The following is a 12163-nucleotide window of genomic DNA, read 5'->3' as shown; positions in this document are numbered from 1 at the left end:
TTCCCGAGGGCGTCGCACAGCGACGGGGCAGCGCCCCCTACCGCAATCAAATCCAGAACCGCTCCTGCACTGTTGCGCGGCGCATACCGTCAGGCGTTTCGACCTCAACAACTGTTCCGGCGTCCCAATGGCTCAACCGCAGCATTCCAATCGACACGTTGATCGAAAAGTCCGGAGACCAAGCTGCCGAGGTCACCTGCCCCACCCGTTTTCCACCGGCAACTACCGGCCACGGACGGTCACAGGGCGGCACGACATCGCCTTCGATGGCAATCGGACGAATCTGCTGTACCGGGCCTTCCTTGGCCACACGCAGCAAGGCATCGCGCCCGATGCACCCAATAGCCGTATGCGTGTTGCAGAACTTACCCAAACCGCACTCATGCGGTGTGTTATCGTCGGTCATGTCATTGCCATAAGACAACAACCCGCCCTCGATCCGCTCAATCAGGTTGGGACAGCCCGCACGCACCTGCAGGTCCTCGCCTGCAGCAAACAGAGCGTTCCACAGCGGCATCCCGATGTCGGAACCCTCAACGTAAATCTCAAACCCGCCCTGTTTGGAATACCCTGATCGCGCCACCGCCAGATCGCGGCCCTCGAATTCGAACATGTCGAACTTGAAGAACCGGATATCGCGCACCCGATCGCCAAAGACGCGTGACATCAGGTCATCCGCCTTCGGCCCCTGTACCGCTAGCGGCGACACGTCCGGCTCGTCCACCAGAACATCCAGTCTATACCCGTTGGCGATGCCTTTGACCCACAGCAAGAGGTCACTGTCGGCGATGGAAATCCACCAGCGATCATCAGACAGTTTCACCGCGACCGGATCGTTCAGCATCCCACCGGTTTCATCGACGATGGGTATGTAAAAGCATTGCCCCGGCAGCATCCCCCGCAGATCGCGCGGCGTCAGCATTTGCATTAGCCTGGCGGCATCCGGACCACGCAACTCGACCTGCCTTTCGCAAGACACATCCCAAACCTGTACATGGGACTTCAGGTGACGGTAATCCGCCTCGACGCTTTCAAAAACCGTCGGCAACAGCATTCGGTTATAAACCGTGTATCCCTTGACCCCGGCGGCCTCGACCCCGTCAGAGAACGGTGTCCGCCGCAACCGGCGTGACATGGAAATCTGCGGCATTCAGGCCTCCTTCGGCATAAAGACCAGATCACTGACAGGCGCGGCTGATCCGGTTTCGGTCAGCATCTGGTGCAACTGTCCACGATGGTGGGTCTGGTGGTTGAACATGTGGATCACACATTGCGCGTAAGGCAATGTAACATCAGCTTCTTTTGCGGCCGAGAACCAGGTGAAATCACCGGTCAATGGCGCATCTACCAACGATCCCGCCCATTCAGCGATACGGGCATCCACTGTTTCACACAGAGGCAACCAATCAACCAGATCGGCACATAGCGAAACGCTATCAGGTATACCGCCTCCCGGACCTGCGCCTTTGTCAAAACGGGACACCCAAATCCAATTGCCCCACAGCAAATGGTTGGCCGTTCCCATGATCGAGCCGAAGAATGCACCGCGTTCCTTAGTCAGTTCTTCGGGCGCGAGTGATTGCAGAAACCCCAATAACTGCTTGTTTTGCCATCGGTTGTACCGCGCCATTTCCTGTGCATAGGCGCCTGTGATCATCATTTTGGACCGTGCCAGTCGATCGGGCAGATCTCCGCAGACTTGCCACCGAAATCCCAAACACGGCCATAGTCGCGCACCTTGGACTTGGTGCCGCGTGCCACGATGATGTCGGGACCCATCCAGTATTTCGAGTTCGATACCATCACCGGATGCTCAGGGTCCTTGCCAGCCAACATCTCAATCTCACCCTGAATCTTGCGGCCAATCACGATTCGACGCTTATTGCCGTCACGCTCGATCTGGACCGGAGCCCGCTCGGCCCCGATGATTTCACTCACCAGCATGGTGAATAGACCGGTTGTGCCACCTGCCTGGCCGCTGAAAATCTGCAGCAACCCGTTATAAGCCTTTCCGCTGGCGCGTTCGTCCACATAGGCCGCGACTTTCCACTGGCCCTCTCCCATGCGGCCCGGAATGTCGACAAGCAGACCCACGTTCAGGCCCGACAGATCCTCGCCCTCGTAATGGCCTTCGTCGATGATGACCCCCATCCAGGCGTGGCAATGCCCTTCAGTCGGAGGGTGCGCGCCCAGAGACACAACGCAGGGACAGAACACATCGCACGAGCAGTTCAGGATCAGTTCACCCTTGATGGCCCAGTCCGTCGGGCTCATTTCGCGCCGTTTGGGGTTGGGCATACGGCTGTCAATGCGTTGGCTGATTGGCAGCCTGTCGGCCTCAGGTTTCCTGTTTTTAGCCATATACTTATCCTCCGTAAGCAAAGGGATAGACCAGCAGGGCAACCCCCCCTGTGATCAGTGCAAACCCCATTGGCCGCGTCACCGCGTGCCCGATTTGAGGCAGTTTCTCCAAAACCATGAACAGTGTCGCGAGGCCCATCCAGAGCAAGCTCATGACACCACCAACAAACCCAAGCGCCATAAAGCCCCAGCAGCACCCAACGCAGAACGCGCCAAGCGCAAGCCCCATACGCAGACCGCCCGTAAACCCGGTTTTCCAGTGGCCCAGGAAATAGGTCATAGGAGCGTGACATACGCCGTGACAAACCTCTTTCGCGCGGGTGAACTGAAAAGCTCCGACCAAGATCATCAGCCCGCCTGCAAACAAAGCGGACTTGGCGATGCCCAGCATATCGACGAAGCCGCCGAAAAGCAGACCCAGTTGAACACTGGTGATCAAAGCGGCAAAACCCACCCAGACGATGAAATACCCAGCCAGCACACCGACCCAACCTGCTCGGGTGCCATTGGCGCTGCGGATAAGGTCGTCGTAGCTGCGCAGGGTCGGCACCAATGTCGGCAGCATCATCGCAGCCATCATGATCGCCCACATCCAGAACAGCGGGCCGAATTCGGCCATGGGCATATACATGTCCATACGGGGATCCATGGCGGCCATAGCCTGACCCATAGGACCGGGCCTGCCGATCCAATCCAGATCCATGTCGCGGCTCATGGTGAACATTACCCACCAAGCCCACAGGATCAGAATGTAGAATCCCAGCCACAATCCGCTGCGTAGAACTGCGCGACTCACGTTTCCCTCCCGACTCAGTCCTTGCATTTCAAATGTCAGACTTTTAAATGTCAGACAAATAAAATTTCGCCGGCGATCCCAGGAACATGAAAATCGTACCTCAAAAACCTTCAGATTTATCCGCGCAGATCGCTCAGGCCATACGCGACGCTATTATATCGGGCGAACTGATCGTGGACGAAAGGTTGCCATCCGAGGCTGAATTGTCCGATCAGTTCCAGGTTTCGCGCCCTACAGTGCGCGAGGCCCTCAAACGCCTTGCGGCGCAATCACTTATCCGAACCCAGCGCGGAGCCAGCGGTGGCGCTTTTGTGAACCGGATCAGCTTTGAGGACGCCTATTCGCAGCAAATCACAACTTCGACCTTACTGCTGTCGATGAATGCGATCAGTTTCGACACTGCATGCGAGGCTCGCTTTGCGCTGGAACGTGCCTGCGCCCCGCTCTCTGCCCAACGCCGCACTGCCGATCAACTCGCCACCATGCGGACCGAGATTTTCCGTCAGTCACAACCCGGCCTGACGGATGAAGCGTTCTGTTCTTCGGATGTCGCCTTTCACCGTGCACTGGTCGATGCGGCCGGGAACCCGGTTCTGTCCTATCAACTAGCCGGTGCCGTTGAGGCGATGCAGCCGCTGATGAACATGATCACCTTTACGGCCCGATCCCGCCAAGAGATCATTGACCTGCACAATCGCATCGCCGACGCACTGGAAGCGCGCGATGCAGTAAAAGCAGACGCAGCGCTGATCGAGTTGGAAAACTACACGCGTAAACTGGCGCGGGATGTAGCACAGCAACACCGTAAGCCAGCATGACGGAGGTATAATGGTTACAACGCTGAACGTGATTGCTGCTCTTCTAACGATTGGCTTTGGTTTGTTCGGCTTCCTCGCCCCGGCATTTACCGCCGCATCGCTGGATCTGACACCAACCGACAGCAACATGGGGCTAAGCGAGATGCGCGCCTCGGTCGGTGGGCTGTTCGTTGTGACCGGTGCAGTCGTGCTGTCGCTGAACAATCCGATGGGTTATGCCATGCTTGGGGTTGTCTACGCAGGTGCAGCACTGGGTCGGTTCGTTTCAGTCATTCTGGACAACCCACCTGTGGTCAAGGCGGTGACATTCGGGGGAATCGAACTGGCCTTGGCGTTGTGGTTGATTCTGGCAAACTTTAACAGATCCGCCTAATCGTTTGTTTTCACGCTAACCATTCCCGAAATTTCCCGGTTTGCATCCGCGCGTGTGCTCACCTATATAGGATATGTCCTTCGGGACTATGGACATAAACGCGCTCGTAATAAGCGGATCGGACCCGGGGGCGGTACCCGGCGGCTCCACCATATACCTTCTGGAAGTATCCTTCGTTTGAGGAACTCTTTCAGAATCGGGGGGCCGAAACAGGATCGACGAACGTCTAAAGGGGTTAGCTTTGTCTCGGCTGTCTGCCACCGTTACCGGCGAAAACAGTACAATTGCAAACGACAATCGTGCTCCGGTTGCAGTTGCTGCGTAAGCAGTAACAAGACCGAAACTTAAGCCCTTGCGCCTAGCCGCGTAAGGCGGGGTTCGCAGGTACCTGGCAACAGAAACCTGCATTTCCCCCTTTTTGTCTGCGGTTTATCTGTGATCTTGTTCACGTTCAGGGTTTCTTCATCCTTTCGCTTCATTCTCAGCCAAACAGGAAAAGGAGAGCTGGGATGTCACACGCAGATATACTCAGAAACTGGTATGCCGAGGTTTGGGAAAACGGGAACACAGATGCCATCGACCAGTTCTTTGCCCCCGACACCATGGCCGAGGGGCTGATCCCAGAAATGCAGGTCGGCGCGGATGATTTTCGCGATCTGGTCATGGCCTTTCGGCATGTGCTGGGGGATATCAAGGTCGATCTTCCGAAGATTATCGAAGACGGTGATTGGGTCTCCGCGATCCTTCACGTCAGCACCACCCGCGCAGATAATGGGGCTCCGTTACAGGCAACCGGCAGTGTTATCGCCCGGATCAATGATGGCTGCATGGTCGAGGCTTATAACCAGTTTGACTTTATCTCTCTGTTCGAACAACTCGGGCAGTTTCCGCAAGACACCCTGCCTGTCTGCATGACCGGACAAAGGTTGGATTGGGCCTGACACCAGCAGCGCAATCTTGACCCCTAAGGCGCTTGGTCGTAAGCAATGGCCATGGGGTAAGATTGCGAACGCCCCGTGAGGCGCCAGCCCAAGTTTCGCATGTATCCGTTTGCATCAGGAGACATGCTATGCCCGCGCCCAGTTCAATCACTCCAAAACAGTTGCTACGCCTGATCGGAACACCGCAGGCACCGGTCTTGATCGATATTTGCTTGGACCCGGATTTTGAGGCCGACCCCTATCTTATCCCCGGTGCCGTTCGCCATTCGGCCATGGATATCGACGGCATTGCCCGCCGAATTGGCAATCGTAACGCCGTCATCATTTGCCAAAAGGGCAAGAAGCTTAGCCAAGGCGTCGTGTCCTGGCTGCGTAGCAAAGGATGTGAGGCCGAATTTCTGGAAGGCGGAATGTATGGTTGGCGCGACATGGCGAAGACCCCACGGATACCGGCCTCAGCTTTACCAACGACGGAAGATGGGCGATCTGTCTGGGTAACACGCTACCGGCCAAAAATCGACCGGATCGCGTGCCCGTGGCTGATCCGCCGCTTCGTGGACTGCAACGCGCAGTTCCTGTTCGTAGCCCCGTCCGAGGTCGAAGCAACCGCTCAAGCCTTCGATGCGACACCGTTCGATATCGAGGAAGCGTTCTGGTCCCATCGAAACGACCGCTGCACCTTTGACACCATGCTGGACGAGTTTCAGTTGCACACCCCTGCCCTCGACCGGCTGGCCACGGTGATCCGCGCTGCGGACACCAACCGTCATGATTTGGCGCCTGAGGCCGCCGGCTTGCTGGCGATATCGGTGGGCCTGTCGCGGCAATACCGGGACGACCATCAGAACCTAGAGGCGGGCCTGCACCTTTATGACGCCCTGTATCGTTGGGCAAGGGACGGTTTTGACGAACATCACGACTGGCCGACGGATCGCAGATCATGACGCCATCAATTGCGGAGCTCATCCGGGTGTTCAGCCGCATCGGCCTGCTTTCCTTCGGAGGCCCGGCAGCACAGATTTCGCTTATGCACCAGGAACTGGTCGAAAGACGCCCCTGGCTGGACGAGCAGACCTATCTGCGAGCCTTGTCGCTGTGCATGTTGCTGCCGGGTCCCGAGGCAATGCAGCTGGCAACCTATGCAGGCTGGCGTTTGCGCGGAGTAAACGGCGGTTTGATCGCCGGGGCCTTGTTCGTGCTGCCCGGAGCCTGCGTCATCGCAATTCTGGTCGGTCTGTACGCCGCCTTCGGTGATTTGCCTTTGGTTCAGGCCGGGTTTCTGGGGGTGAAAGCCACGGTAATCGTGATCGTCCTGCAGGCGCTTCGGAACCTGTCGCGCAAGGCGCTGACGGATACACAGCACCGCGCCATCGCAGGGCTTGGTTTCCTCGCCATCTTCGCGCTGAACCTGCCCTTTCCGCTGATCATTCTGGCCGCAGCGATTTGGGGATACGTAACTTTTGACGGTCAGGCACGGGCGGACGACCTTCCCCCTGCCCCCAAAGTCACCGGTACGTTCCAAACTGCCGCCTTCTGGCTGGCGATGTGGCTGGGCCCGCTGCTGGCACTGACCTTAACGGGGCAAAAACTTCTGAGCGATCTGGGCTGGTTCTTCGCCCGCCTCGCCGTTGTCACCTTTGGCGGAGCTTACGCCGTACTGGCCTATATGACCCAGACCGTCGTGGACAAATACCACTGGGTCAGCACGGACCAGATGATCGACGCGCTGGGACTGGCTGAGACGACTCCGGGACCGCTGATTCTGGTAACCCAGTTCGTCGCCATGCTGACCGGACAGATGAGCGGTGGTGCATCCCTGGCGATCGCAGCCGGAGCCGTTGCCCTATGGGCCACATTTGTTCCCTGTTTTCTATGGATTTTTCTTGCGGCCCCTTATCTGGACCAACTGGCCGCCCGTCCCAGATTGTCCGCCGCCCTGCACGGGATTACTGCGGCTGTTGTGGGTGTGATTCTCAACCTGTCCCTGTGGTTCAGCCTGAACGTTCTGTTTCAGGAAATCCCCGAAGCATCATGGGGACCGGTGACACTGCCCTGGCCCAATCTAACCAGCCTAAACCCAGTCGCCATGGTCCTGACGTTGCTCGCTGGGCTATTGATTTTTAAGTTCAAATTTGGAATGGCAACAACATTGGCGATTATGGCAGCGATAGGAACGGGACTGCATTTCGTTTAAACAATCCTCACACAGGCGGTCTTTCGTTTCCGATGAAATCCCCTATGCTGAGGGTAACCACTTTCGAGGATGACACATGTCGCAAGACATCGACTATGGGAACCTGATGCACACCGCCATGCGCGGGCTCATCAAGACCGTTCTGACCAGCGTTTCCGATAATGGCCTGCCCGGGGCGCATCATTTCTTCATCACATTCGACACCCGCCAGGAGGACGTCAAACTGGCCGACTGGCTGCGTGAGCGGTACCCAGAGGAAATGACCATCGTTATGCAACACTGGTTCGAGAACCTTGAGGTCGGTGAGGACGGATTTTCGATCACACTGAATTTTGGCGATGCGCCGGAACCGCTGTATATCCCCTATGCGTCGATTAAAACCTTCGTCGACCCTTCGGTTGAATTCGGGTTGCGCTTTGAAAGCCCCGAGGATGAGGATGAAATCGAACCCGTCGTCGAAGAATCGATCGAGGTAGAAGAAGAAGCCGATCACCACGATGCCGAAGTGGTCTCGCTGGACAGTTTCCGCAAGTAACTACCTGGCGGGCGCTACTGCTTTTTCAGAAACGTTTCGACCGATCGCGATTTTACCCCATTCCGGAACCGCGAAAACGACAGGTCCAGACCGCCCTCTGCCAGAGTGCGGTCGAACTGCTGGAGCTCATAATTCCCCGTCTCGCCGATAAACAGCGAGAACACAGTCAGGGTGTCACCTTCGATCCGCCCCCAGACAAACGGTTCGCCCTGCATCGGGTCCAGCGGAACCTCATGCCCGAACACGTTGCGCTTCATGGCGGCAGAATACACGTCGGACCTGTCCGACTGCTTGAAATCTATTGAAAATTTCTGATCTTTTACCCGACCGTCCGCCTTATAGGTTGTGGTCGTCCAACTGACATTGAAGCCGTTTTTCAACTCTTCAATCGACACGCTCATGTCGCGGGGCGTTTCGCTTCCGTCTTCATCCACGACATTTGCAGACCCTACGTAACTGCCCACAAAGGGGGCAATATCCGCCGCGTGGGCTTTCAGTCCAGTTAAAGCGGACGAAATCAAGATGCCCAATAAAAAGGCCATGATTTTCAGGGGATAAGTTCGAACCAATGTGCCCACCTTAGCCTCCAACAAGTTGATCCACCTATTGTAGCTGACCCGATAGCGCACACAATGTGTTTCCGACCGAATTTACTAATCCCTTCCGGCTATACCTCTGGCCCCCTTGAGTTTATGGTGCGCGCAACTGGCCGATTGCACGATGACATTGTTACGGGTAAACGGCATGCGACTGCATACACTACGGAGTGACCGATGTCTCAGACCCGCACCGAATCCGACAGCTTTGGCCCGTTGGAAGTCCCTGCCGACAAGTATTGGGGTGCCCAGACACAGCGTTCGATCATGAATTTCCCCATTGGCTGGGAAAAGCAGCCCGTTGCCATCGTGCGCGCGCTGGGCGTGATCAAGAAAGCCTGCGCAATAGAGAACAAGGCTATCGGCAAACTGGATGCGAGAATTGCGGATGCCGTCATTCAAGCCGCTGGTGAGGTGATCGAAGGCAAGTTTGACGACAACTTCCCTCTGGTCGTCTGGCAGACCGGTTCGGGCACCCAATCCAACATGAACTCGAACGAGGTCATCGCCAACCGCGCGATTGAAATCCTGGGTGGCGTGATCGGATCAAAAGACCCGGTGCACCCGAACGACCACTGCAACATGGGTCAATCTTCGAACGACACTTTCCCAACTGCCATGCACATCGCTACCGCGATGAGCGTTCGTGACGTGCTGCTACCGGGCCTTGAGAAATTCGCCACAGCGCTGGAAGCCAAAGCGAAAGAGTTCGCAGGCATCATCAAGATTGGTCGCACGCACACGCAGGACGCAACGCCACTGACGCTGGAGCAGGAATTCGGTGGCTACGCGCACCAGATCCGTCAGGGTATTGCCCGCGTTCACGCCTCGATGCCCGGAATTTACGAACTGGCTCAGGGCGGTACGGCCGTTGGCACCGGTCTGAACACCCACAACGGCTGGGATGCGGCCGTGGCCAAGAACATGGCAGACATCACCGGCCTGCCCTTCGTAACCGCACCGAACAAGTTCGAAGCTCTGGCAGCCCATGACGCCATGGTCTTCCTGTCGGGCGCATTGGCGACCGTCGCGGGCTCTTGCTACAAGATCGCCAACGACATCCGCTTGCTGGGCTCGGGCCCCCGCTCGGGTCTGGGTGAGCTGATCCTGCCGGAAAACGAACCCGGCTCGTCGATCATGCCCGGCAAGGTGAATCCAACGCAGGCCGAAGCGCTGACGCAAGTCGCTGCTCATGTGATGGGTAACGACGCGGCGATGAAGTTTGCCGGATCGCAGGGGCACTTCCAGTTGAACGTGTACAACCCGATGATGTCTTACAACCTGCTGCAGTCCATCCAGCTGCTGGGCGACGCCACCGACAGCTTTACCGAGCGGATGCTGCTGGGCATAAAGGCCAATGAGCCGCGCATCGACAAGCTGATGAAGGAATCGCTGATGCTGGTGACCGCTCTGGCACCGACCATCGGCTATGACAACGCCACCACTGTCGCCAAGACGGCGCACAAGAACGGCACGACCCTCAAGGAAGAGGCCATCGCGCTGGGCTTTGTCGATGAAGAGACCTTTGACGCCGTTGTCCGCCCCGAACATATGATCGGCCCGAAAGACAAATGAGCAAACCGGTCAATCTGAACCGGTATCGAAAAGAAAAAGCGCGGGCCGAAAAAAAGGCCCGTGCTGATCGGAACTCTGTCGAATTCGGCCGCAGCAAGGTCGAAAAGACCAAGGCCAAGTTCGAGCGGGAAAAACAGCGCCGCGAGTTGGATGATCGAGAGTTGGAAGAATGAGCGGTCGCCCGGTCAAACGATCATTAACTCTGAAAGGTCATCGAACCTCAGTGTCCCTTGAGGACGAATTCTGGCATGCCTTTCGCAACATCGCCAAGTCTAAAGGTATTGCAATTAACGCCTTGGCAGCTGAGATTGACGTTGAACGAGACCCTGAGGTGGGATTGGCTTCGGCCATACGGGTTTACATCCTCAATTGCTATCGTGACGCCTCATCTTCGTAGATTCGAATTGAGTTGACGCTCTAGGACACTTGTCCTAACATCACTTTAGGACAAGTGTCCTAGAGCGGGAGAGTGCCGTTAAATGCCAGATCGCAGTACCAGCGAGCAAATTGTTCAGGTCGCGGATGAACTGTTTTATCAAAACGGTTTCGCACAGACGTCATTTGCCGAAATCGCCAAGGCGGTCCGCATCTCTCGCGGAAATTTTTATTATCATTTCAAGACAAAGGATCAAATTCTCAAGGCTGTGATAGACCTGCGGTTAAGCAGGACAAAACAGATGCTGGACGATTGGAAGCAGGACTTCCCGGATCCGAAACAGCGCATCCGACAGTTTATCGGAATTATGATCATGAACCGCGCAAAGATAGTGCGTTATGGCTGTCCGGTCGGAACACTGTGTACCGAGTTGTCCAAGCTAGAACATGCTGCGCAAGACGACGCCAACCTGTTGTTCGACCTGTTTCGAGACTGGCTGGAACGACAGTTTTCTATGGCCGGCCTTTCGGAAGATGCGCCGGAACTGGCTATGCGTTTGTTGGCACAAACCCAGGGAATCTCGTCCCTCGCACAGGCTTATCAAGACGAAGCCTTCTTAGACCGTGAGGTTCGGCAGCTGAATATCTGGTTGAACGATCTACTACCTCAAATTGATGCAACCTGAATAGGGCTTCTCATGTATATAATATTATTGCGTTTTTCCGAGAACAAAAATCTTGCCCCTGAATATATGGATGGACACCGCGCCTGGCTGAAGCAGGGATTCGACACGGGTATGTTCCTGCTCGCAGGGAGTTTGAAACCTGGCATAGGTGGTGGCGTTTTGGCCGTTGGGAACAGTCAAGATGAGGTTTCCAATTTCGTCAATCAGGATCCTTTTGTTGTTGCCAATGTGGTGACGGCCGAAATTCTTGAGATGGAACCGGCCCGCGCAGACAACCGCCTGAACTTTCTTTTGAACTGAGGTTTCCATGTCCAAAATCGTTTCCGGTCCGGACGGGCAACCGCGCTGCGCGTGGTGTCAGGCAGCCCCCGAGTTCTTTCAATACCACGACACTGAATGGGGCTACCCGGTAGCAGATGACCGACGCCTGTTCGAAAAACTGTGTCTGGAGAGCTTTCAATCGGGCCTCAGTTGGCGCACGATCCTGGCAAAACGCGAAAACTTTCGCAAAGCGTTTAACCAATTCGATTTCTATGCTGTAGCTGCGTTTGGTGAAGCTGATGTTGAACGCCTGTTACAGGACGCGGGCATCATTCGACATCGCGGAAAAATCGAGGCTGTCATCAATAACGCGCGCCGCGCGCAAGAGCTTGTAGCGACGGAAGGATCGCTTGCCGCTTATGTCTGGCGATACGAGGCAGACAACCCGCCCGATCCACAAACCGCATCGACCTCGGCGGAATCAATCGCGATGTCGAAGGACTTGAAGAAACGCGGTTGGAAGTTTGTCGGGCCGACAACGGTATTTGCCTTCATGCAGGCCATGGGGTTGGTGAACGACCACGCCATTGGGTGTTCCATGCGTGAAAAAGCGGCGCAGATGCGCCGCGAATTCACCAAGCCGGAATAGCGC

At 56.3% G+C, this 12163-nt stretch carries 17 protein-coding genes and 1 other RNA gene; 13 read left to right on the top strand and 5 right to left on the bottom strand.

Going from position 1 to position 12163, the window contains the following annotated elements:
* Nucleotides 1-46: 46 nt before the first annotated feature.
* From ACR1XY_RS05970 to ACR1XY_RS05955, 4 genes are read right to left on the bottom strand one after another with little or no spacing between them, the layout of a single operon-like run.
* Nucleotides 47-1150, bottom strand: a complete 1104-nt coding sequence (locus ACR1XY_RS05970; RefSeq protein WP_480590880.1) for a dimethylsulfoniopropionate demethylase — start codon at nucleotides 1148-1150, stop codon at nucleotides 47-49.
* Nucleotides 1151-1660 carry a DinB family protein gene (locus tag ACR1XY_RS05965; protein WP_480590878.1) on the bottom strand — a complete coding sequence of 170 codons (510 nt, stop codon included), beginning with the start codon at nucleotides 1658-1660 and terminating at the stop codon, nucleotides 1151-1153.
* Complete coding sequence (locus ACR1XY_RS05960; RefSeq protein WP_170324851.1) at nucleotides 1657-2361, bottom strand: DUF1326 domain-containing protein; 705 nt, start codon at nucleotides 2359-2361, stop codon at nucleotides 1657-1659. The genes ACR1XY_RS05965 and ACR1XY_RS05960 overlap by 4 nt, the downstream gene beginning before the upstream one ends.
* A gap of 4 nt (nucleotides 2362-2365) precedes the next feature.
* Complete coding sequence (locus tag ACR1XY_RS05955) at nucleotides 2366-3184, bottom strand: DUF2182 domain-containing protein (protein ID WP_480590876.1); 819 nt, start codon at nucleotides 3182-3184, stop codon at nucleotides 2366-2368.
* 59 nt (nucleotides 3185-3243) lie between these two features.
* Here ACR1XY_RS05955 and ACR1XY_RS05950 point away from each other — a divergent pair, with 59 nt between their 5' ends.
* The 7 genes from ACR1XY_RS05950 to ACR1XY_RS05920 all read left to right on the top strand — a co-directional run bounded on the left by ACR1XY_RS05950 (nucleotide 3244) and on the right by ACR1XY_RS05920 (nucleotide 8018).
* Nucleotides 3244-3975, top strand: coding sequence for a FadR/GntR family transcriptional regulator (locus ACR1XY_RS05950; protein WP_480590874.1), 732 nt, complete (start codon nucleotides 3244-3246; stop codon nucleotides 3973-3975).
* Between the two features lie 10 nt (nucleotides 3976-3985).
* Entirely contained in the window at nucleotides 3986-4348 is a 363-nt protein-coding gene (locus tag ACR1XY_RS05945) for a DUF4345 family protein (protein WP_480590872.1), read from the top strand.
* A gap of 36 nt (nucleotides 4349-4384) precedes the next feature.
* Nucleotides 4385-4757: a transfer-messenger RNA gene (gene ssrA, locus ACR1XY_RS05940) on the top strand.
* Nucleotides 4758-4857: 100 nt separating this feature from the next.
* On the top strand, nucleotides 4858-5289 hold the full coding sequence (locus ACR1XY_RS05935) for an ester cyclase (protein WP_480590871.1): 432 nt from the start codon (nucleotides 4858-4860) through the stop codon (nucleotides 5287-5289).
* 128 nt (nucleotides 5290-5417) lie between these two features.
* On the top strand, nucleotides 5418-6233 hold the full coding sequence (locus ACR1XY_RS05930; protein WP_480590870.1) for a chromate resistance protein ChrB domain-containing protein: 816 nt from the start codon (nucleotides 5418-5420) through the stop codon (nucleotides 6231-6233).
* Nucleotides 6230-7483, top strand: a complete 1254-nt coding sequence (chrA, locus tag ACR1XY_RS05925) for a chromate efflux transporter (RefSeq protein WP_480590868.1) — start codon at nucleotides 6230-6232, stop codon at nucleotides 7481-7483. The genes ACR1XY_RS05930 and chrA overlap by 4 nt, the downstream gene beginning before the upstream one ends.
* 76 nt (nucleotides 7484-7559) lie before the next feature.
* Nucleotides 7560-8018, top strand: coding sequence for an SspB family protein (locus tag ACR1XY_RS05920; protein WP_480590866.1), 459 nt, complete (start codon nucleotides 7560-7562; stop codon nucleotides 8016-8018).
* Nucleotides 8019-8032: 14 nt separating this feature from the next.
* Here ACR1XY_RS05920 and ACR1XY_RS05915 read toward each other — a convergent pair whose 3' ends face one another.
* Complete coding sequence (locus ACR1XY_RS05915) at nucleotides 8033-8560, bottom strand: hypothetical protein (RefSeq protein ID WP_480591089.1); 528 nt, start codon at nucleotides 8558-8560, stop codon at nucleotides 8033-8035.
* A 231-nt stretch (nucleotides 8561-8791) separates the two neighbouring features.
* On the opposite strand from ACR1XY_RS05915, the gene fumC reads away from it, so the two are divergent.
* The 6 genes from fumC (at nucleotide 8792) to ACR1XY_RS05885 (ending at nucleotide 12160) form a co-directional block, all read left to right on the top strand.
* Nucleotides 8792-10189 (top strand): class II fumarate hydratase, encoded by a 1398-nt coding sequence (gene fumC, locus ACR1XY_RS05910; RefSeq protein ID WP_480590864.1) that lies wholly within the window; start codon nucleotides 8792-8794, stop codon nucleotides 10187-10189.
* Nucleotides 10186-10362 (top strand): DUF4169 family protein, encoded by a 177-nt coding sequence (locus ACR1XY_RS05905; protein WP_480590862.1) that lies wholly within the window; start codon nucleotides 10186-10188, stop codon nucleotides 10360-10362. The genes fumC and ACR1XY_RS05905 overlap by 4 nt, the downstream gene beginning before the upstream one ends.
* Complete coding sequence (locus ACR1XY_RS05900; RefSeq protein ID WP_480590860.1) at nucleotides 10359-10586, top strand: ribbon-helix-helix domain-containing protein; 228 nt, start codon at nucleotides 10359-10361, stop codon at nucleotides 10584-10586. Before ACR1XY_RS05905 ends, ACR1XY_RS05900 begins: the two co-directional genes overlap by 4 nt.
* 82 nt (nucleotides 10587-10668) lie before the next feature.
* Nucleotides 10669-11250, top strand: coding sequence for a TetR/AcrR family transcriptional regulator (locus ACR1XY_RS05895; protein WP_480590858.1), 582 nt, complete (start codon nucleotides 10669-10671; stop codon nucleotides 11248-11250).
* Between the two features lie 12 nt (nucleotides 11251-11262).
* Nucleotides 11263-11550 (top strand): YciI family protein, encoded by a 288-nt coding sequence (locus tag ACR1XY_RS05890; protein ID WP_480590856.1) that lies wholly within the window; start codon nucleotides 11263-11265, stop codon nucleotides 11548-11550.
* A 7-nt stretch (nucleotides 11551-11557) separates the two neighbouring features.
* Nucleotides 11558-12160, top strand: a complete 603-nt coding sequence (locus tag ACR1XY_RS05885; RefSeq protein ID WP_480590854.1) for a DNA-3-methyladenine glycosylase I — start codon at nucleotides 11558-11560, stop codon at nucleotides 12158-12160.
* Nucleotides 12161-12163 lie beyond the last annotated feature (3 nt).

It is taken from the genome of Ruegeria sp. AD11(2025), from assembly GCF_056542405.1.
The sequence above is the reverse complement of the archived record's forward strand: the minus strand, read 5'-3'. Positions and strand labels throughout refer to the sequence as shown.